The 21051-nt window shown below is 70.9% G+C and carries 17 protein-coding genes and 1 pseudogene; 8 read left to right on the plus strand and 10 right to left on the minus strand.

Translation table 11 applies throughout. The annotated features are described in order from the left end of the window. Positions 1 to 17: 17 nt before the first annotated feature. The 4 genes from OG514_RS36205 to OG514_RS36220 all read left to right on the plus strand — a co-directional run bounded on the left by OG514_RS36205 (position 18) and on the right by OG514_RS36220 (position 3513). Positions 18 to 1202, plus strand: a complete 1185-nt coding sequence (locus OG514_RS36205) for a serine hydrolase (protein WP_266902095.1) — start codon at positions 18 to 20, stop codon at positions 1200 to 1202. A 136-nt stretch (positions 1203 to 1338) separates the two neighbouring features. Continuing rightward, the gene (locus OG514_RS36210; protein ID WP_266902097.1) at positions 1339 to 1620 is read left to right on the plus strand and encodes a pyrimidine/purine nucleoside phosphorylase; all 282 of its coding nucleotides are present in this window, start codon (positions 1339 to 1341) and stop codon (positions 1618 to 1620) included. 355 nt (positions 1621 to 1975) lie between these two features. Continuing rightward, a complete protein-coding gene (locus OG514_RS36215; RefSeq protein WP_266902099.1) occupies positions 1976 to 2470 on the plus strand; it encodes a hypothetical protein in 495 nt (164 codons plus the stop codon). Then, the gene (locus tag OG514_RS36220; RefSeq protein ID WP_266902101.1) at positions 2467 to 3513 is read left to right on the plus strand and encodes a hypothetical protein; all 1047 of its coding nucleotides are present in this window, start codon (positions 2467 to 2469) and stop codon (positions 3511 to 3513) included. The genes OG514_RS36215 and OG514_RS36220 overlap by 4 nt, the downstream gene beginning before the upstream one ends. Positions 3514 to 3575: 62 nt before the next feature. Here OG514_RS36220 and OG514_RS36225 read toward each other — a convergent pair whose 3' ends face one another. The 7 genes from OG514_RS36225 to OG514_RS36255 all read right to left on the minus strand — a co-directional run bounded on the left by OG514_RS36225 (position 3576) and on the right by OG514_RS36255 (position 13813). Next, on the minus strand, positions 3576 to 4958 hold the full coding sequence (locus tag OG514_RS36225; protein ID WP_266902321.1) for a lamin tail domain-containing protein: 1383 nt from the start codon (positions 4956 to 4958) through the stop codon (positions 3576 to 3578). A gap of 333 nt (positions 4959 to 5291) precedes the next feature. After that, positions 5292 to 6464, minus strand: coding sequence for a sorbosone dehydrogenase family protein (locus OG514_RS36230; RefSeq protein WP_266902103.1), 1173 nt, complete (start codon positions 6462 to 6464; stop codon positions 5292 to 5294). A gap of 315 nt (positions 6465 to 6779) precedes the next feature. Continuing rightward, positions 6780 to 7601, minus strand: coding sequence for a class I SAM-dependent methyltransferase (locus tag OG514_RS36235; protein ID WP_323181680.1), 822 nt, complete (start codon positions 7599 to 7601; stop codon positions 6780 to 6782). A gap of 235 nt (positions 7602 to 7836) precedes the next feature. After that, positions 7837 to 8601: an ABC transporter ATP-binding protein gene (locus tag OG514_RS36240; protein ID WP_266902105.1), complete on the minus strand. Its 765-nt coding sequence runs from the start codon at positions 8599 to 8601 to the stop codon at positions 7837 to 7839. After that, a complete protein-coding gene (locus OG514_RS36245; protein ID WP_266902107.1) occupies positions 8598 to 11474 on the minus strand; it encodes an ATP-binding cassette domain-containing protein in 2877 nt (958 codons plus the stop codon). Before OG514_RS36245 ends, OG514_RS36240 begins: the two co-directional genes overlap by 4 nt. A 12-nt stretch (positions 11475 to 11486) precedes the next feature. After that, a complete protein-coding gene (locus OG514_RS36250) occupies positions 11487 to 12734 on the minus strand; it encodes an ABC transporter substrate-binding protein (protein ID WP_266902109.1) in 1248 nt (415 codons plus the stop codon). Between the two features lie 437 nt (positions 12735 to 13171). After that, the gene (locus OG514_RS36255; RefSeq protein WP_266902111.1) at positions 13172 to 13813 is read right to left on the minus strand and encodes a TetR/AcrR family transcriptional regulator; all 642 of its coding nucleotides are present in this window, start codon (positions 13811 to 13813) and stop codon (positions 13172 to 13174) included. A gap of 80 nt (positions 13814 to 13893) precedes the next feature. Here OG514_RS36255 and OG514_RS36260 point away from each other — a divergent pair, with 80 nt between their 5' ends. Continuing rightward, a complete protein-coding gene (locus OG514_RS36260; protein ID WP_266902113.1) occupies positions 13894 to 15417 on the plus strand; it encodes a serine hydrolase in 1524 nt (507 codons plus the stop codon). A 105-nt stretch (positions 15418 to 15522) separates the two neighbouring features. Here the strand turns inward: OG514_RS36260 and OG514_RS36265 are convergent, their stop codons facing one another. Further along, the gene (locus OG514_RS36265) at positions 15523 to 16626 is read right to left on the minus strand and encodes a PP2C family protein-serine/threonine phosphatase (RefSeq protein ID WP_266902115.1); all 1104 of its coding nucleotides are present in this window, start codon (positions 16624 to 16626) and stop codon (positions 15523 to 15525) included. 257 nt (positions 16627 to 16883) lie between these two features. Next, positions 16884 to 17006, minus strand: coding sequence for a hypothetical protein (locus tag OG514_RS36270; protein ID WP_266902117.1), 123 nt, complete (start codon positions 17004 to 17006; stop codon positions 16884 to 16886). A gap of 372 nt (positions 17007 to 17378) precedes the next feature. On the opposite strand from OG514_RS36270, the gene OG514_RS36275 reads away from it, so the two are divergent. Further along, positions 17379 to 18824 carry a cytosine permease gene (locus OG514_RS36275; RefSeq protein WP_266902119.1) on the plus strand — a complete coding sequence of 482 codons (1446 nt, stop codon included), beginning with the start codon at positions 17379 to 17381 and terminating at the stop codon, positions 18822 to 18824. Positions 18825 to 19139: 315 nt separating this feature from the next. Here OG514_RS36275 and OG514_RS36280 read toward each other — a convergent pair whose 3' ends face one another. Continuing rightward, positions 19140 to 20069 carry a PHB depolymerase family esterase gene (locus OG514_RS36280; protein ID WP_266902121.1) on the minus strand — a complete coding sequence of 310 codons (930 nt, stop codon included), beginning with the start codon at positions 20067 to 20069 and terminating at the stop codon, positions 19140 to 19142. A gap of 155 nt (positions 20070 to 20224) precedes the next feature. On the opposite strand from OG514_RS36280, the pseudogene OG514_RS36285 reads away from it, so the two are divergent. Together OG514_RS36285 and OG514_RS39555 are read left to right on the plus strand one after the other, a co-directional pair. Then, positions 20225 to 20630, plus strand: a pseudogene (locus OG514_RS36285) (methyltransferase domain-containing protein); the annotation flags it as partial. 241 nt (positions 20631 to 20871) lie between these two features. Next, positions 20872 to 20964: a putative leader peptide gene (locus tag OG514_RS39555; protein WP_353962716.1), complete on the plus strand. Its 93-nt coding sequence runs from the start codon at positions 20872 to 20874 to the stop codon at positions 20962 to 20964. Positions 20965 to 21051: the final 87 nt, after the last annotated feature.

The following is a 21051-nucleotide window of genomic DNA, read 5'->3' on the forward strand; positions in this document are numbered from 1 at the left end:
CCCAGGGAGATCCGCACGTGCCCACCCGCACCCGCGGCCGCCGCCTGCGCACCGCACTGTCCGCCACCGCACTCACCGCCGCCGCACTCAGCGCGACGCTGCTCCAGCCCGCGCAGGCTACCGACGGCGGCCCGCCGCGGCACGACCAGCGCCTGCAGCGGCAGCTGGACGGGCTCGTGGCCCAGGACGACGGGCCGCCCGGGGTGATCGCCCTGCTCACCAAGGGCGACCGTACGCAGGTGTACACCGCCGGCGTCGGCGACATCGCCACCGGCCGCCCGCCGCGCCCCGACGACCACATGCGGATCGCCAGCGCCGCCAAGGCGTTCAGTGGCGCCGTCGCCCTCCGGCTCGTCGATCAGGGCCGACTCTCCCTCGACGACACCATCGCCGACCGGCTACCGGGACAGCCCGCGGCCTGGGGTGCGGTGACGCTGCGCCAGCTCCTGGCGCACACCAGCGGCCTGCCCGACTACTCCTCCGACCCTGAATTCAGGGCCATCCTGATCGCCGACCCCCGCCACGTCTTCGACCCGCGCCGGCTCCTGGACTTCGTCGCCGACAAACCGCTGCTCTTCAGCCCCGGCTCCCTGTACGAGTACTCCAACTCCGACAACATCGCGGTCGCGCTCATGGCGGAGGCCGCGACCGGCCGCCCGTACGAGAAGCTCCTCGACGAGCTCGTGAACCGGCCCCTGGGCCTGCGCCGCACCAGCCTCCCGCTGGGCTACCGGCTCCCGCGGCCCTTCCTGCACGGCTACGCGGTCGCCCCGCCGGCCGCACCCGAGGACGTGAGCGAGACCTTCGGCGCGTCCGGAGCCTGGGCCTCGGGCGGCATCGTCTCCACCCCCAGAGACCTCGGCGCCTTCATTCGCGCGTACGGCGGCCCCGCGCTGCTCTCGGACCGGACCCGCGAGGCGCAACTCGCCTTCCGCCCCGGCGACTCCTCCGAGCCGCCGGGACCCGGCACGAACGCCGCCGGGCTGGCGATCTTCCAGTACACCACCCGCTGCGGCGTGCTCTACGGCCACACCGGGAACACCGCCGGCTACACCCAACTCGCCGCCACCACCCCCGACGGCACCCGCTCCCTGACCTTCTCCATCAACACCCAGACCAGCCCCAGCAACAAGCCCGCCCTGCTCGCCCGGCTGCGCACCGTCCAGGAGGACTTCGCCTGCGCCCTCCTCAAGGACGGGTGACGTGCACGGCGGGACCGCGCGCCGCTGCCGGACAGCCGGGCCGACGTCGTTGATCACGGCCAATAGACTTTCCGTACCGCAACCAGCGCGCGACGAGTCGGCCGCCCCTGTCCGCTCGCCTTACAGGAGGATTCCCGTGTTCAAGGTCAACGAATACTTCGATGGCACGGTCAAGTCGATCGCCTTCACCCAGGAGCAAGGCCCGGCGACCATCGGTGTCATGGCTCCCGGCGAGTACGAGTTCGGTACCGCCGCCCCGGAAATCATGCACGTGGTCAGTGGCGCCCTGACCGTCAAGCTGCCTGACGCCGCGGATTGGGAGACCTTCGCCGCCGGTAGCGAGTTCAAGGTCCCGGGCAACAGCAAGTTCCAGCTCAAGGTCGCGGTCGAGACCGCCTACCTCTGCGAATACCGCTGAGCCACTTTGCTGCGTGGCCGGGCAGCCGGCCGACGGCCTGGACCTGGTCGCCTGTGAGGCCGACCGCGACGCGGGTCGTCGCGGCGGCCCGCAGGCCTTGAAGCTGTCCGGGCCCGGGGGCGCCCTCTGCCCGGTAACTCCCGGGAAGGACGTCGGGCAGCTGAAGGTGGAGGCCAGCCGACATGTGAGGCGGGCCATCGGCGGTGCGGCAAGGGGGCGCTTACGCGGTGGGCGGACAGCCCTTTCCCCCTGCCGGCGTTCGTCGAGGTCCACGATCCTCGGTGTGCACCGCGACCGGTAAGGGGAGTGAGGGATTCCCCTGACTGGCCCAGACGGGTGGTGTGACGATACGCCCATGGATGTCGAGTCGCTCTACCTTGACCTGTACGACTCCGTGGCAGACCGCGCCGACTACGCCCAGTCCGATTCGCCGGCGCGCAACTTCCTGTCCGAGACCGTCATCGCCGCCCTGACCGCGGCCACTCTCGGAGCTTTCGTCACCGGCTTCGCCCAGGCCTTCGGCGAGCGGATCACGCAGGGCACCGTCGACCGGGTACGGGCCTTGCTGGGGCGCTCCGCCGAAGGGCTGGGCGAAGCCGGCGGCCGGCCGGAAGCATCGGCGGACGATTCGACGGAGCCGGCGCTGGAGGCTCTGCGGTTGTTGGAACGCTATCTCCCCCTGCTCCGGGAGTCCACGAGCGAGCAGCGGGCGGAGGAGGAGCGCTGGGTGGCCCGGGAGCTGGAGGAGCGGGGCTTCCCGCCACACGTGGCTGCCGCCGTCTCGGCGGACATGGTGGCCCGGCTGCGAGCGGCGGGCGGCACGGTTGCCGAGGAGGGCGGCAGCCGATGACCAGCGTGATGTGGTTCATCGACCACTTCAACGATCGGATATTGGGCGAGTGGTGGACCCGGCGCTGGGTGTGGGAGCTTGCCCGCCGCCTCAAGACTGACGACGACCCGGCGCACTGGACGGAATCCGTCACCGAACTCCGGGCAGAACTGAACGAGGTGACTCTCAGGCATGCCGCCACCCCCTTCACCGCAGCGCACCTGCACTTCGCCCTTGACCTGGTTGACACGATCAACCCTGTGCAGGAGCACAGACATATGGCTCCGGGCTACCTGCTCCTGGTAGCCCTCACCGATGAGGAACACGCAAACGTTTCCGGCGTCTTCCCCGAAGCGCCCGTCTGCAACCCGCCGCAGGGGATCAGTCTGCCTCCCGAAGTACGGCGCCCCCGCCGCGATCTTCTCGGCCGATACCCGGAGGTCCCGCTGGATGGACGCTTGCCCTTGGCCAGCCTGCCGGGTGAGTGGCTCTCGATGCTGTTGCGCCGCGATCAGATCGGAGTCCTGAGGTCTCTCTACCAGCTCACCCACGAGCGGGCATCGGCTTCCGTCCTGACCTGCGTCCGGGACAGTCGTCACCTCACCCAGTGGCACGAGGGCATGGCCCTGCAGATCGTCGCATTTGCCGGACAAATGATCACTCGGGTAACCCCCGACGGAACGACCCGGACTCATGGAGAGGGGGCTGATGACCCTGGCCTCGACGCGCTGTACGAACCGCTCCCAAGGTTGCTCTTCTCTCCGGAGGAGCTGACCTCGCTCAGGCAACAAGAGGCCTACATGCACGAACAGTTCGCGCACCTCTTCGCTGCCGTGGTCTCCGGACGGCATCTCCAGGAGAGCGTCGATTCCCTCGCCTCGTGGGTTGGCGAGGCCCGCAGTCACTTTCTGGAGATACGCAAGGAACTGCGCGCGATGCGGGGTCGATACCTGGTTCCTCCCTACCTCGTTCCTGAACTCGACGCCTTACTCAAAGCGGCTGCGGCCCGGGCTTCGGCAGCCGCTGCGGGCACGATCGGCGAGGATGCCGGACCCCTCGCATGACCGACCACGAGAGGGGCTTGCGGACATGCCCCTCTCGGAAGAACGGCCCCGCCGGTTGAGGCTCAGCAGTCGACGGTGCCCCTGCGCAGCGCGTGGCCGCTGGTGTTGCTGTCGTCCGCCCAGTACACGGGCTTGGTGCCGCCGACGCACTCGTCGGCGCCGGATACGGCGAAGCCCTCGTTGTTGAGGTCGGGCATGCCGCTCGGGCGCTGGTAGGTGGCGGCCAGGGCGAACGTGCCCGAGCTGCCGATCTTCATCGTCCTGTGCCGGCCGCCGCAGGTGTCGTCACAGACCGTCCACAGGCGGGCGGCCTGCGGCTCCCACTGGAGCTCCATCACGCCGGCCATGCCGCTGGCGATCGTGGCGACGCGGGTGGCGGTGCCGCTGTCCTGGAGGACGTACGCGTGGACCGCGCCGGTGCCCTCCACGCCGAGCAGGAACACGCCGCCGGTGTGCGCGCCGTACCGGTTCGGGTCGTAGGCCTCGCCGGTCGACTCGTCCTTGAAGCCGGCCTCGACGAGGGTGGTGTCGGGGATCCAGGTGATCGCCTCGAAGCCGAGGTTGGAGCCCACGGCCGGCAGACCGGCGGTCAGGTTCCACTCCTTCGTGGCGGTCAGTGCGCTGCCGGTGCCGGTGGCGACCTCGTAGCGGAGGACGGACAGGCGGCTGGTGCCGGAGGCGTCGCCGTTGCGCTCCGTCGCGACGTATGCGCCGCCCGCGGCGCCGGCGGCGGTCAGGGTGACGGCCTCGCTGTCGGGGCTGCCGCTCCCGCCGGGGTAGCGCAGCGTCTTGCCGGAGGTCCAGCCGTTGGCGGTGTCCGGACGCCAGCCGCCGGAGCCGTCGCGGACCAGGCGCCACAGCTTGCCGGAGTTCTGGGCGGCCCAGAGGACGGAGCCCTCCTGGTACAGGCCGCTGAGGTCCTCGCCGAAGACGTCGGACCCGTCGGCCGTCGTCACCGAGCTGCCGCCGGGCCAGGACGCCGGGTTCGTACCGCCCCCGGAACCGCAGTCGTTCGGCGCGCCCAGCGTCAGGGCCGCCTTCTTGAAGGCGCCCGTGCCGTCGGGGCAGCGCGACCAGGACGGAGCGGAGTGGGCGCTCCAGCTGTAGCTGTCGACGAGGGTGCTGCCGCCCGGCAGGTAGAGGCGGGCCTTGTCACTGGAACCGAGACCGAACGCCGCGGCCACGGCGAACGCGCGCGCCGTCCCCGGCGCGAGCGTCGTCCCGGACGGAACCGTGAACGTGTGGCTCGCGTCGTCGTCCTTGAGGATCCAGCCGGAGATGTCGGCCGCGGCCGTGCCCTTGTTGAACAGCTCGATCGAGTCGTCGACGCTGCCGGTGGTCACCACCTCGTTGATGCGGATGTCGTCCGCCGGAGCGGCGTGCGCGGCCGGGGCGGCCAGCGTCGCGGCGGCGAGCAGCGAGGCGGCGGCAACGGCGAGGCGGATCGGGGCGAGGCGGCGGCGCCCCCGGGGAGCGCGTACTACGAGCACGGCGTGTCCGTCCTGAGAGAGTGGCGAAGGGGCGTCACGAGACTCACGCCCACCGCCGAACGCCGGTCGGCGTCCGACCTGTTGTCATGTGAACGCCCGTCGAACGACCGTCGATCGATCGACCCTCGATCGGCCGTCGATCGCCAGGCCGCACGCGGCAGCCCGCCCCGACATCGGGCCGCACCGGGTCCGTACCGGATCCACGTCTGCCCGCATGAGCCGCGGGGCAGCCGTATGCCGTCCGGCTCCGCCTCCTGACGGAGGGCCGGACGGCACGGCGCTCGTCGGCTACGCCGGGTCGATGCGGGCGATGTCGCCGCCCAGCGCGAGGACGTACAGCTCGCCCGCACGGCCCTCCACGAACGAGATGACCTCGCCACCGTTGACGACGAGGTCGTTCGCCCCGGTCACCTTGCCGTTCTTCAGGGCGAGGGAACGGATGGTGCCGTCGCAGTAGTCGCTGAACACGTACTGCCCCTTGAGAGCCGGGATCGCGCTCCCCCGGTAGACGAACCCGCCGGTCACCGCGCAGCCGAGGCCGGTGCGGGCGTACTCGTGGATCGGGCGCACATGGTTCGCCGGCTCGGTGCCGCCCCGGAAGGGGTGGTTGCCCTCCATCTGGGACCAGCCGTAGTTCTCGCCGCCCTTGCTCCTCGCGGGCGCCCAGTCGATCTCCTCCCAGTCGTTCTGGCCGACGTCGCCGATGAGCAGGTCACCCGTGCGCGAGTCGAAGGAGAACCGCCACGGGTTGCGCAGCCCGTACGCCCAGATCTCGTCCCTCGCGTCCGGGTCGTCGACGAAGGGGTTGTCCGAGGGGATCGCGTACGGCTTGCCTCCGCGCGGGTCGATGCGCAGCAGCTTGCCCAGCAGTGTGTCGAGGTTCTGGCCGTTGCCGTGCGGGTCGCCGCCCGCACCTCCGTCCCCGAGCGCGATGTAGAGGTATCCGTCGGGCCCGAACTTGATGTCGCCGCCGTTGTGGTTCGCGTACGGCTGCGTCTGGGTGAGGACGGTGCGCCGGGTCTCCGGCCGGAGCTTGCCCTTCCGTACGGCGAACTCGTCGATGGTGCTGGTGCCTTCGAGATTCGTGAACGAGATGTAGAGGTGCTCGCGTGCGTTGTCGAACGCGATGCCGAGGAGGCCGCGTTCACCGTCGGTGGTGGTCTCGGCGGAGATGTCGAGCACCGGCTCACCGAGCCCATGAGCGCCCAACACCCTTACGGTGCCGGCCCGTTCCGCGATCCAGATCGTGCCACCGGGACCGGCGGCACCGGCGATCGGACTGCGCGCCGTGGCGACGGGGGTGAGCGTGATCTTCGCGACCTTCGCGGGCTGAGCGACCTGAGCGGCCTTCGCGACCGGCTGTCGGGCGCCACCGTCCTCCGCGAAGGCCGTGGTGAGGGCGAGGGAGGTGACGAGACCGAGGGTGCAGATGATCGCCGAGCTTCTCGTGCGAACGTTCACCGTGATCCTCCTGGAGGCGGCGAATGGGGGGAACCCGGCTGCTCGGGGCAGTGTGTGGGGTCGGCGTCGCCCGCGCCAGCACGCAACCGGGGTGGGGGAAGGGGGCATACCGCTGGCCACGGAGGAGACTACTGGGAGTCGAGCAATTGGTATAGGCCAAGCGCGCCCCTCGCTTGGGCGGTGGGGGGCGCGCGACGGGCGGATCCGGGTTCCGGGATCAGGTCTGCGTCCGGGACCCGGGATCAGGTCTGCGCCCGGCTCCCGGAATCAGGCCTGCGGGCAGTCCCGGAATCAGGCCTGCGGGCCGTCCCGGGATCAGGCCTGCGGGCGGGTGGCCGTGACGACGTAGTAGTCGAGGTTCCCCTGTTCGTAGGCCTTCAGGAAGTTACGCGGCCACGTGCCCGGTTTCCACTGGTCGGACAGCCAGCGGTCCCAGCCCTGCCACACGTCCGGCCCGATGGACACGGCCTCCGCGTCCGTCAGGCCCGCCCGGGTGAACGCGTCGGTCACGAGCGTGACGGGACGCGCGATGTCCAGCCCGTCGGCGAACGTCTCCAGGTACGACGCGAGCCGGGCTCCGTGGTCCGGGTCGCCGTCCGGGGTGAAGAAGCTCGCGACGACCACCCGCCCGCCGGGCCGCAGCACGCGGGCCGCCTCCTGGGTGAAGGCGATCATGTCGTCGAAGTGCTGGGCGGCCTCGACGCTGTAGACACAGTCGAACTCGCCGTCACCGAACGGCATCCCCTCCGCCGCGCCACGGACGAAGCGGAGCCCCGACGGCGAGGCTTCCAACAGGTCCGCGTTGGTCTGGCGGGCGCGGTCCAGCTGTTGCGGATGGATGTCCATACCGGTCACCTGCTCCGGTCGGTACTCGCGCAGGGCGAGCGCGCAGCCGACACCGAGCCCACAGCCGACCTCGACGATCCGTCGGCCGGCGAGGGGACCGGCGGCGTCGAGCACCTGCCGGTACATGTCCTCCTGGCTGCGGACCCGGTCGTCGACGGTGAGCGGCCCGGCGAGGTCGATCGAGCGCCAGTACCCGAAGTTGATGAACCCTCCGGCGAACACCGGGACCGAACTGAGGTCGGCCGGACCGTACGTCTCCCGAACAGCGGCCCGCATTTCCACCGGTTCCACCACTCGCGTCACCTCCGCGAACAGTCTGACGCCCCGAGCCACCCCTGTCGACGGCGCCCCACCCCACCCGACCCGAAAGGACGCACGCGTCGGCGTACGCCGAGGCCGGGGTGCGGACGGCGGTATCGGGCAGCGCGGTCCCAGCGCCCAACCGGAAGGAAGGAGTCGGATCGGCCTGGTCCAGGCCCTCGTGGATCGATGCGGTGCCGAGGGCGCGCAGCCCGCCTCCCCGGCGTCAACGACCAGGGTGATCGCCTTCCCCGCTCCCGGGACCCGCGCCGAGGTACGCCTCCCGCACCGCCGGGTCTGCGTGGACCGTGGCCGGCGTTCCTTCGGCGAGGACCCGGCCGAGGTCGAGCACCACCACACGTGAACACAGCTCCATCACGAAGGCGACGTTGTGCTCGACGAGCAGCACCGCGCAATTCTCCTCGTCGGCCATGTGCCGTATGACGGCCGCGAGTTTGCGGCGCTCCTCGGCGGTCGTGCCGGACGCGGGCTCGTCCAGGAGCAGGACCCGGGGCGGATCGGCGAGCGCGCGGGCCAGCTCGACCATGCGGGCCTGTCCGACGGGCAGGCCACCCGCGTACGAGTCGGCGAGTGTGTCGAGCCCGCACTCGTGGAGCACGGCAGCGGCCCGCTCCCGATGGCGGCGCGCGGCGGGCCGTACTCCGCCCCGCCAATCCTGTGCCACCACAAGATTGTCCGCGACGGTCAACTGACCGAAGAGCTGCTGGCGTTGGAAGGTGCGGCGGATGCCGTGCCGGGCTCGCCAGACGGGAGATCGGCGGGTGATGTCCGTGCCGTCGTATGCGACCGTCCCCGCATCCGGGCTCCGTATCCCCGACACCACGTCGAAGAGCGTCGTCTTTCCGGCGCCGTTCGGGCCGATGAGACCGCAGATCTCACCGGGGCCGACCGAGACGGTCACGTCGCGCAGTGCGTGGACGCCGCCGAAGCGCACGTCGATCCCGCTCGCGCGGAGCAGAGGGTGGCTCATCGGCGGACTCCCGTCCCCAGGTAGGCCTCGGCGAGCCGGTCCCGGTCCACCTCGGACCGCGGCCCGGACCAGGCGATCTCGCCCTGTGCGAGGTACGCGACGGTGTCGGCGATGCCGAGCACCTCGGCCGCCTTCTCCTCGACGAGGACCAACGCGGTGCCGTGGTCGCGGAGTTCGGTCAGGAGACGGAAGACCTCGTCCACGACGAGCGGCGCGAGGCCGAGGGACGGTTCGTCGGTGACGAGGACCGCCGGCGGCCGCTGGAGGAGCGGGGCGAGGGCGAGGAGCTGCTGTTCGCCGCCCGACAGGGATCCGGCGGCGACGGAGCGGCGGGCGGCGAGCGCGGGGAACCGCGCGTACACGGCGTCCCGGTCCTCCGTCCCCGGCAGCTGCAGGGTCAGGTTCTCCTCGATCGACAGCCCGGCGAAGATCCCCCGTCCCTCCGGAGCCAGCCGCACCCCCCGACGGGCCCGGGTGACCGCCACGTCGCGGGTGGCGTCCTCACCGCCCACCCGCACGAGCCCACCGGCCGGCCGCAGCAGTCCCGCCGCGACCCGGCAGAGGGTGGATTTCCCGGCCCCGTTGGGCCCGAGCAGCACCAGCACCTCACCGCCGCGCACCACGAGATCCACACCGTGCAGCACCGGCGCGCCACCATACCCGGCGTGGACGCCGCTCAGTTCGAGCGCGTTCGGCGCCTCGCCGGGTCCGCCGCCCGACGCGGGGGCGACAACCCCGGCGCCGCCCGCGTGCGGCTCGGACGTCCGCACGAGGTGCGGCTCGGAGGGGCCGTCGCCCGCCCGAGCGCGGCCACCGGCGATGCGCTGCGGCGTGCGGCTGCCGCCCTCCGGGGGCCGGGGGCCTGCCGCCTGTTCCGGGACGTGGAGGTCCCCCCGCTCCTTGAGGGGCGAGGTCCCCGGCGCGCCCGGTCGCGCCGCCGCCCCCCACGCCACCGCCCCCCGTTTCGCGTCGCGCCGGGCCGCTCGCCTCGACGGCAGTGCTGCGCAGTAGCCGTCCGGGTCGTTGGCCAGCGCGAGCCCCGCCAGGCCGAAGAGGATCACCGGCAGATGCGCGGACTCCGTCACGTACGTCGCCATCAGATGCGGGACCACCGCGAAGACCAGCCCTGCAACCACCGCGAACTGTGGCCTGCGCACTCCGGCCGCGACGACGACCGCCAGCCACACCAGGCCCGTCATCGCCGTGAAGTCCGTGGCCGTGATCCTGGTGTTGTACGAGGCGTAGAGCACCCCTCCGAAGCCCGCGAGGCCCGCCGACACCGTGAACAGCAGGAGCTTCGTCCGTACCACCGACACCCCCGAGGCCGCGGCGGCCTCCGGGGCCGAGCGGACCGCCAGCATGGCCCGGCCCCAGCGGGAGCCGCGCAGCCAGGTCAGCAGTGCGACGAGCACCCCGCTGAGCAGCACGAGCGCCAGCCCCATGGCCCGGTCGTCGCCCAGGTCCAGGGGTCCGGCCACCGGACGCGGGATCTCCCACCCGGTGTCGCCGTTGCGCAGCCACCCGAGCTGGAAGAGCACCTGGTCCGCCAGGAACGCGAGCGCCAGGGTCGCCAGGGCCAGTGATCTGCCCCCGAGTCGCAGTGCGGGCAGCGCGACGACCGCGCCGAGCAGGGCCGCCGCCGCCGTGCCGACCGCCGCGGCGGCCACGAAGGGCCAGCCGTGGCTCATCAGCAGCCCCGCGACCAGGGCGGCGCCGGTCACGAACGTCGCCTGGGCGAGGGACACCATCGCACCGAGGCCGGTGACCACCGTGAACGACATGAACACGAGCCCGATCGCGAGCCCTTGGGTCAGGATCCCGCTCCAGAAGGGGGTGGTGACGGTGTAGAACGCCGCGCCGAGGAGCGCGCCGGCGACCACCCACGCGCCCCAGCGGCGGCCCCACCCCTTCCCGGCGAGATAGTCCACCGGCGGTGGGTCCGCGGCCGCCGTGCCCGCCGCGCGCCGGCGCTGGGCGAGGACGACGAGGCCGGCGAAGAGGATGAGGAACGGTACGGCGGTACGGAAGCCGGTGATGCCGTCGGCGAACGACGCGTACCCCGCCACCAGGTTCTGCAGCACCCCGAGCCCGAGGCCGCCCGCGAAGGCCAGCGGCACCGACGCGAAGCGTCCGAGGACCGCCGCGGTGGCCGAGACGAACAGGAACAGCGTGTAGTCGTGCGCGGAGAGCCCGAGCAGCGGGGTCGCGAGGACACCCGCGAGGCCGGCGAGACCGGACGACAGCATCCACGCGAGGGAGGACAGCCGGTCCGCGCTGATGCCGCGCAGCTCGGTCAGCCCGCGGTTGTCGACCGCCGCCCGCAGTCGCAGGCCGAGCCGTGTGTGCCGCATCAGGACCCACAGGCCGGCCGCCGCGAGGGCGGTGGCGATCCAGGTGATCAGTTGGTCGGAGTCGATGCCGACACCGTCGAGTGGCTGCCAGGACACCGCCGGGCTCGGCCCGACACCCGGCAGCCCGAACTGGTTCTCGGCGGGCAGGACCGGGGCGCCCGCCCGCTCCAGGAGTTCGACCGCCCACAGTCCGGCCGCGGGCAGCGCGACCAGCAGACCGATGGTGGCCACGATCTGCGCGGTCTCGCCGACCTTGGCCAGTTTTCTGAACATCAGCCGGTCCAGGCCCCAGCCGAGGCCGGGCGCCACCACGAACACCAGGAGCAGAGCGGTGGGGACGGTCGGCCAGCCGAAGCCGGAGTGGAGCTCGTAGAACGCCAGCGCGCACAGATAGGCGGTGGCGCCGTGTGCGAAATTGAAGAGCCCGGAGGCGGAATAGGACAGCACGAGGCCGGTCGCGAGCAGCGCGTACAGCGCGCCCGAGACCAGCCCGCTCAGGACGAAGCCCAGCAGGTCACCCACGTGGCGCGCCCCTCAGCCGAAGGGGATCGGCGGATAGCACTTGAACGGCACCGCCACCTCGTACCGCCCGTTCCTCAGCTGGACGAGCGCCCCGCAGCCGAAGCTTTCCTCCTGCCCCTTGGGCTCTGCGCGGTCGCCCACGAGGGTCCCGGTGTCGGAGAAGCCGTCGGCGGCCTTCTGGAAGGACTCGACGGTGAGGTCCTTGCCGGCCTTCCCGGCGATCGCGAGGAAGAGGTCGGCGCTCATGTACCCCGTCATCATGTGCATGTTGAGGGGTGTTTCCTTGCCCCCTGCAGCCTTCTTGATGTCGGCCTTGAACTGCCGCATCGCGGGGGTGTCCGCCTCGAAGGGCTGGAACTGCAGCAGCACGTGCACCCCGTCGAGGGCCTGCTTCGTCGCGTCCTTGGCGAGCAGCCCGGGGTCGTAGTCCGTCGGGTCGGAGATGACCCCCTTGTAGCCGGATCGCTTGAGCGCGGTGAACAGACCGATGTTGTACGGCGTCTGCATCACGGAGATCACGGCGTCGGGTGCGGCGCCGCCGGGGCCCGAGCGGAGGATCTCCTTGGTGTACGCCGACCAGTCGCTGGGCATCGAGGTCGCGGGCACCACGGCCTTGGCGTACGCGACCTGGAAGCCGGCCGCCTTGAAGCCCTGGGTGAAGGTGCGGATGCCGAACTTGCCGGCGTCGTTGTCGCCGGCGATCAGCGCGACCGACTTGCCGCGCGCGCCGCCGAGGACGGCCGCTAGGCCCTCGGGCCAGGTCTGGTTGAGCGTGCCGCCCGGCGTCGGGACGAGGCAGCCGTTGAAGCCGTAGAGGTGCGCCGGCCCGCAGAACGACGGGAGCGTGCCCCAGCCCACCGTCGGGACCTTCTGGGCGTCGAGGAAGTCGGCCCCGGCGAAGGTCACCGAGCTCATGGGGGAAACGGCGAAGACCTTGTCCTGCTGGACGAGTTTGCGGGCCGCGGCCAGGTTCCTGCCGGGGTCCTGGCCGTCGTCCTCGGCCCCCAGGTACTCGATCTTCCGCCCGTTGATCCCACCCTCGGTGTTGGCCCGGTCGTAGCGGGCCCGGGCGCCGAGGTCGGTGTCCTTCTTGGAATAGCCGCTGGCGGTCGTCATGGAGACGATGCCGCCGACCTTGATCGTGTCGACGGTTACTCCGCGTACGGAGGAGGAGCTACTTCCGCCGCTGGAGGCGGAGTTGCAGGCAGTGACGAGGAGCAGCGCGAAGGTGGCGGTGATGACGCGCAACGGTCGAGGCACAAGCGATCCCTCCGTCGGGTGACCGCATTCTGTGACCGAACCGACGAACCGTCAATAACTGATGCAACGTCACTTGACGATGCATCAGAATCTTTCTGGACCTTCACCCTTGGCCCGATCGGGCCCATCGGTGAGGGCAGCGTCTCGTGATCGGAAGGGTGACGCTCGGCCCCGTCTGGAGTGGACGGACCACCAGAGCTTCATCGACCGCACGGCCCAGGCCTTCGGCCTCGCCAAGGAGGACCGCCGCCACCGGGCCCTGACCGCGTACTACCAGACGACCTGGGCCGAACTACTCCGTCACGCCGGCGAGGACAGCATGCGTCCGGACACGTCCGCCAACACCGAGAGCGTTCCCCCCGCCCTGACCGTCGCCGAGGGTACCTCTCCGGTCGGAGACTGCCGAGGGCACCTCTCCGGTCGGAGAACCGGCTCCCTTACGTCGCGTACTGGCGGCACTCGCCGGTGAAGACGGCGGCGAGTTCGGCGTCGAGCACGGGTCCCACCAACCGGGCCGCAGGCACTCCCGCGACGCCGTCGGGCTCGCGATAGACCTGGAGTGCGAGGCCTTCCATCACAGCCGCCAGACGCACGGCGGCCGGCACCGGATCCAGGCCCTCGTCGACCTCTCCGCACTCCTTGCCGTTGTGGACGGCCCGCTCGATGTCCTCGCGCAGCCTCCGGGCGGTCTCGGTATCCACCTCGGCGAGGGCGGGGGCATCGAGGGCACGGCCGGCGAACGCGCGGGCGACCCGGTACTCGGCACGGCGGGCCTCATCCAGGGGGATGTACTCGGTCATCACCTCGGCCATCACCCGGGCGATCGGCCGCCTGTGCTCGACCCCGTCCCTGATGCTCTCCTCGACGCGTGAGCGGATACGGGCCGAGACCTGCCGGAACGCGTGGAGGAGCATCTCGTCCTTGTTCCGGAAGTAGTGCTGGACGAGCCCGACGGACATGCCCGCGGCGGCGGCCGTGCGGGCGACCGTCACGGCGTCCAGCCCGTGCTCCGCGATCAACCGGCTTACGGCGTCGGCGATCTGGCGGTGGCGTTCCTCGTGATCAGCGGTTCTCGGCACTTGATAACCGTACCAGCGTACGGTTATAACCGTATCTCCATACGGTTATCTTTCCGTCCGATGAAAGGCCGAGTACCGCCATGCCCAGCTCGTTCCGACGCGTGGCCGCCGCCGCGCTCCTGCTCTGCCTCGTGACGTTAGGTCAGGCCCCGGCGGCGGCCGGTGCCGACGCCGCCCCGTCCGGCCGCTTCGCGACGATCGACGCCTACGTGCGCGAGCGGATGAAGGCCACCCGCACACCCGGACTCGCCTACGCCGTGGTCGGACCCGACGGGCCGGTCCACTCGCGCGCCTGGGGTACGGACGGACACGGCGAACGGGTCACGACCGCAACGCCGTTCCTGTGGGGCTCGGTCGCGAAGCCGATCGCCGCGAGCGCCGTGATGACGCTCGTCCAGGACGGCCGCGTCGGCCTCGACGACCGGGTTGTCGACCACCTTCCGGCCTTCCGCTTCGGCGGCACGGACCACGCCCCTCAGGTCACGGTCCGCCACCTGCTCACACAGACCGCGGGCCTCCCCGAGTCAGCCACCTTCGAGGTCGCCGACTGCGTCGACACCGACTGCCCGGGTGCGGCGGAGCGCATCGCCGCCCTCGACGACGTGACGCCCCTCGGCCGACCGGGCAGCACCTACGCCTACACCAGTGCCAACTACCTCGTGCTGGCCGCCGTGGTCGAGTCCGCGACGGGGCTCTCCTTCGCCGATCATCTCCAAGAGGCCGTCCTCGGACCGGCCGGCATGGACGGGGCGATCGCCGACCGGGCAGCCGCCCGCCGGCGCGACCTGCCGCCCGGACACCAACTCCTGTGGGGCGTACCGTCCGCCATCGTCGACGGTGTGGACGACGCGGGCGCCGCCTACGGGTACACCGGCGGGGACCTCGACGACCTCGCCGCCTTCGCCTCCCTCCAACTCCGATCGGGGAAGGCCGGCAACGGGGCGACGGTTCTCACTCCCGAGTCCGTCCGCCTCATGCGGGAACCGGGCCGTCTCCACCCGTCCGGCGCCGGCACCGGCTACGGACTCGGCTGGCGCGTCGGGGGCCTGAAGCCGCCGCTCGACACCGCGATCTGGCACACCGGCGCCACACCGGGCTACTCCGCCATGCTCTTCCTCCTGCCCGAGCAGAACATCGCCCTCGTCCTCCAGCAGAACCTCCACGGCCTCCTCCACGACGAGGCCGTCATGGAGGTCGGCTTCGGCGCCGCCCGCATCCTGGCCGGCAGCGACACCCCCACCGACGCGCCCTCCGCCGCGGCCTACTCCATCACCATCTGGGGCCTCACCGCCCTGACCCTCGGTCTCCTGCTGGAGACCTTCCATTCCATTCGACTCCTGCGCCGCCCCACAGCCTTCCGGATCCTCCCGACCGTCCTGTGGTGTCTGGCCGGCACCCTGCCCGCAATCGCGCTGACCACGGCTCTCACCCTCATCGGCCCCAGGGCCCTGTGGATCTGGACACCCGACGTGTTCGCCACACTCTGCGGGGCAACCGTCGCCGGCGTCTCCCTCACCGCACTGCGGCTCGCACGCCTCTACACCCGGAGGTGGAACGCCCCGGTCAGGCATGGCCGGGACGAGCCCCTACCGGTGGGCCGGTGAGGCACACTCCTCCGCGACCTCCTCGGTGCCAGGCGTGCGCCCCGGTGACGCGGCCCGGTGCCGGGGCTCACGGCCGGTCGTTCGCGGCGCCGGGGCTCTGTCTCGTCAGCCCGGCCCGGAGGTGTCCAAGGTGAGGATCAGGAGCGTGACGTCGTCCTGGATCTTGGGGGCGAAGCGGCTCAGGTCGGCCCAGATCTCGTCGGGCAGCTCGTCCAGGCCGACACCGGTCATAGCTGCCAGACGCTCGACGAAGGGGTAGAAGGCGCCGGAGGCGTCCCGTGCCTCCAGGACACCGTCCGACGCCAGGAGCAGCCGGTCCCCCGGCAGGAGCGTCGCCGTGGCGGCGGTTCCGGGCATGACGTCGGCGAGGCCCAGCCCCAGGGGCGGCCCGGGATCGAGTTCCAGGGTGCTCACGGCTCCGCCGCGCAGCAGGACCGGCGGAGGATGCCCGCAGGCCAGGACGCGGACCTGCCGCCCGCGCGGAGCGAAGTCCAGGAGGACGGCCGTGGCGAAGAGTTCCGCGTGCTCCTTCCGCGCCGAGTCGACCACGAGCCGGCGGTCCAGCCGCGCCGCGATCGACTCCGCGTCCGCATCGTCCAGCACGGCCTCGCGGAACGCACCCATGACGGAGGCGACCGTCGCGACGGCCGACAGACCGTGCCCCTGCACGTCGCCGAGGACCGCCCGCACCCCGTGGGGGCCGGGCCGGACGTCGAAGAAATCGCCTCCCACCAGCGTGCCGCGCTCGGCGGCGCGGTACAGGCTCGCGCAGCGCACGGGCCCGACCCGCCGCCGTACATCCGGAACGATGGCCCGCTGGGCCGTCTCGGCGACGGTACGTTCCAGGTCGAGCTGCTCGTCCCGGCGCCCCCGTACGAAGGAGACGAAGACGCTCAGGGTCGCCACGAAGCCGAGGGTGAAGAGGTCGGTGTTGCCGGGCTGGTCCAGATGGAAGAAGGGAATGGTCAGCAGCCCGATCGTCGCGGCACCGAGGAACGCCGTGGCCAACGGTCCGTAGGCCAGAACGGCCAGCGGAGGCACCGCGCCGAGCAGGAAGCCGATGTCCACCGGAACGGATTCGGTGAGGGAGGCCGCACCGACCCCGACGAGCAGCAGCACGGGCAGGACCCGCACCCAGCGAGGCGGCGGGGCCCCACGCAACCAGCTCCGCCGGTACGCGCCGGTCGCCGTCTCCCTTGGCTTCACCACACCACCAGGCTCCTATGCCGGAGTACGCCGCGCACTCCACGGCAGCCGCCGCGCCGGTCCGGGGGCGGGCTGTCAGCAACGGAGAACCCGGGGAGAACGAAGCCGCTCCGGGGAGCGGCCGGGGAGCATCGACCGCACGGAGCAGCGTCACCGCGAAAGCTCCAGAAAAAGCAAAGCCGCAGGTCAGGCCACCCTCTGTAGTCACCTCTTCAGGTCGGCGCATTGAGGGCGCGAGGGATGCCGGCACCTGATCGTCGTCACTTCTCCCGGTATTTCTCGTCGGCCACGAGCACGGAGGTGAAGGAGACCGGCAGGCCGTCCTCGTCCCTCGTCACCTCCTGAGAGGTATCCCGAGTGAAGGCCAGAGTGACACCGGGCATGTAGGGGGCTCGTGGGACGGAAGCCACGCCGCGGGGCGGATCGAGGACGAACTGCATGAGGGGGCCTTTCCGGTGGGGGCGGATCGTGAGTTCTACGCGCTGTGGTCAGCACCAATCTCAGCACGGGATGGGTGAGAACAGGTGCTGACATGGGACTTCAGTCAGCACGAGGCTCAATCGTCCGGGTCTTCCCCCGTGTTCATGGCCGGCACTGGTGCGGCAGGCCGGCCACAGGCTGCGGACAACCCTTTGAAATTCTCCATTCAGGATCTTGCTACCTGTTCAACCCTATGCGAGATTCGGCGCACGCAGCACTGTCAACGGCTGCGCTGCGTCCGGGCACACCGGAATCGCTGCGGGAGAGGTCTCACCATGCCGGTCCAGCACATCCCCGGGGAGCGACTCTCGATGGAGACTCGCACCATCGAGGTCATCCCTGACGCCGAGCGGCACGGCACGCCGCGTAGCCAGTTCACCTTGTGGTTCGGCGCCAACATGCAGATCACCGCGATCGTCGACGGCGCGCTGGCCGTCGTCTTCGGCGCCGACGCGCTGTGGGCGATACCCGCGCTGCTGATCGGCAACCTGCTCGGTGGCATCGTGATGGCACTGCACTCCGCGCAGGGACCACGGCTCGGCGTCCCGCAGATGATCTCCAGCCGCGCCCAGTTTGGCGTACACGGGGCGGTCCTGCCGCTGCTGTTGGTGATCCTCATGTACCTCGGCTTCGCCGCGACCGGCAGCGTCCTGGCCGGCCAGGCGCTGTCCGAGATGCTGCACATCGACAACACGGACGCCGGCATCCTCCTCTTCGGCGCGCTGACCGCCGTGGTCGCGGTCACCGGCTACCGCCTCATCCACATCGCCGGCCGCATCGCCACCGTCGTCGGCGTGCTCGGCCTCGGTTACCTGCTGGTGCGGCTGTTCACGCAGTACGACGTCGGCGCGCACATCGGGAACAAGGGCTTCGAGACGGCGACCTTCCTCCTCGCCGTGGGGCTCGGCGCCGGATGGCAGCTGACCTTCGGCCCGTACGTCGCCGACTACTCGCGCTACCTGCCGCGCGACACCAGTACGCGTGCGACGTTCTGGTCCACGTTCGCCGGCTCCGTCATCGGCTCCCAGTGGGCGATGACGCTGGGGGCGCTCACCGCCGCCGTCGCCGGCAAGACCTTCCTCAGCGACCAGGTGGGCTTCCTCGGCGACCTCGCCGGGCCCGCGGCCCTCGCCTTCCTGATCTACCTGGTGATCGTGGTCGGCAAGCTGACGGTCAACTGCCTCAACGCCTACGGCGGCTTCATGTCGATCCTGACCACCGTCACCGCGTTCGACGGCCGCTCACGCATCTCCGCCGCCGCGCGCGCCGCCTACATCGTCGGCTTCACCGCGGTGTCGATGGTCATCGCGCTGGCCGCCAGCGACGACTTCCTGAGCAACTTCAAGAACTTCGTGCTCCTGATCCTGATGGTGTTCACCCCGTGGAGTGCGATCAACCTGGTCGACTACTACCTGGTCTCCCGCGAACGCGTCGACATCCCCGCCCTGTACGACCCGGACGGCCGCTACGGCCGCTGGAACGTCACTGCCCTGACCTGCTACGTCGTGGGGGTCGCGGTCCAGATCCCGTTCCTGGCCACCAAGCTGTACACCGGCGCGCTCACCAAGAGGCTCGACGGAGCCGACATCTCGTGGATCGTCGGGCTCGTGGTCACCGCGGCCCTGTACTGGCTGTGGGTGCGGCGCACGGCCGACCCGCCCGCCGAGACCGTCCACCCGGCCGTCACGGAGGCCGGCGACACGGCTGCGCCCGTGGGCTGACCCGTACTCACCCAACGGGCGCGACATGCGCCCCGAGGGCGGCGGCGTCGGGCGAGAGCGGTGCGACCGTTCGGCCCGACGCGTCGCCGCCCGCGCCTCACCCCCCGGGTCTGGCCGACGGCCATGACGCGCGACTCGGCCCCGTCCACCGGCCGGCCGCCTACCGCACCCGCCGGCGACACGGACTCATGGGTACGTGCAACGGTGCCTGGCGGTCCTGCCGGACCGCCAGGGCATTTAACGACTCATCGCACCGGGGTCATCCGTCAGAGAGTCGCCAGGGGGCAACGACCAGAGGGCGCTGACACAGCTGACTCACTTCTTGGAGTGTGCGTCGAAGAAGTCCCAGATGAGATCGGTCGCGGTGATGCCCGTCGCTGCCTCGCCCATCCTCGGGTCCTTGCTGCCCGGCCAGTTGTGGCCCATGTCCGGGAGGCGGTACGTCAGGATCTCCGACGTGTCGCGGCACGTCGCCCGCGTGCGCGTGTTGGCGCCCTTGACCGTCTCGGGTCTGCCCGATCTGCAACCCAGGCGTGCTGACCAGGACTTGATCCCTTGCTCGAACTGCTCGTAGTACGCGTCACGACCGCCGACGAAGGTGGCCACGGACACCGGGGTCTTCGGCACGTACGCGGGATTCTGCGCGGCCGTGCCGATGTAGCCGCCGCTGACCGGGGCGATCGCGGCCAGCGTGCCCGGGAGCTCGACGGCGAGTCTGAAGGACATGTCCGCGCCGTTGGAGATGCCGGTGGCGTAAAGGCGCTGAGGGTCGGCCTTCCACGTGTCGACCAGGCGCTTCGTCATCGCTCCGATGAAACCGACGTCGTCCTCGCTGCCACAGCAGACGAGGGCGTTGTAGCCCTGGTTCACTCCGTTCGGATAGGCGACAAGGAAGCCTTCTTCGTCGGCCTTGGCGTCGAAGCCCGTCAGTCGGGCGGCGTACGCGCCGTCGGCCGGGTAGGGGTGCATGACGACGACCAGAGGGAGTGGCTTGCTCGGCGTGTAACCGGGTGGCGCGTGGACCGTGTAGACGCGCTCCTGTCCCTTCCAGGTCATGGTGACCGTCTGATCGCCGGGACGTGGCACTTCCTTCGCCTTCGCCTTCGCCTTCGCCGGCGCCGACTGCCTACCGGAGGATGTCGGGGACGTCTCCCTTCGGCCGCCGTCGTCATCGGTGGTCGAGCCGCAGCCCACCAGCGGGAACAGCAGGGCCAGGGCGGCGATCCGCAAAGGGCGTAAGCGCATGGGGGCATGGTGGCAGCGGCGCGAGGGGTGGTCCAGAGGAACGGACGGTTCGGCGCGCAGGGTGTCTCGGTTCGTTCGATCAGCCTCCCGGACACGCACCCAGGAGAAGGTATATGCGTCGACAGCGTCCTTCGGTACAAGCAGCGTGGCCGCCCGTGACGAGCAGTGAGCTGTGGACCCGGGCGACCGCCGACCGCTACGACGTCGAGGAGACCGAGACGTCCTCGGCCCCCGTTCTCGGCCGCCGTTCTCGGACCGACTCTCGTCTTCCTCGCCGAACTCGCCGGAGACGGCCGGGCACTGGAGTTCGCCATCGGGACCGGACGCGTGGGTGTCCCGCTCCGGGAACGCGGCGTGCAGGTGGTGGGCATCGAGCTGTCCGAGCACATGGCAGCGGTGCCGCGGCGCAAGACCGACGAGGACACGCTCCCGGTAACCATCGGAGACATGGCCACCACGGTCGTTCCCGGCGAGTTCACCCTGGTCCATCTCGTCCACAACACCATCACGAACCTCCTCACGCAGGACGAGCAGGTCGAGTGCTTCCGCAACGCCGCACGCTCCGCGAAGCACATCTCCGTGTGGCGCAAGCCGACCTGAGGTCGGCCACCGGGCCGTCCACCTGAGCCGTACCTGCCCATCCGACTCGTGGGAGAAGGAACAGGGCCGACAGCCGCGCGCGACGTGACGCACAGAACGCAGATCCTGCGAGTTCGCCGGCATTTCGATCATGCGAACTACGCGCGTCGACCTGCCCGTACGCCGTTGACGGCCCCCTCCGTCTCGGCAAGACTCCTGGCCCATGCAGCCCCTGCGTGACCGCTCGGTCACCCGCGTCCAGCGCCGACACGTGGACCTCGTCCGTGTCGCGAGCGCTGTCTGTCGCTGCCCCTGACCGGCCGCTCTTCCACTCGCCCCGCACCCACGCTTCCTCCGCTCGCCCCGCCCGCCGGGCCTCGGAGGCATGCCTGCACGCCCTCCT

Origin of the sequence: Streptomyces sp. NBC_00572 (genome assembly GCF_026341815.1) — a bacterium.
Taxonomy (GTDB): domain Bacteria; phylum Actinomycetota; class Actinomycetes; order Streptomycetales; family Streptomycetaceae; genus Streptomyces.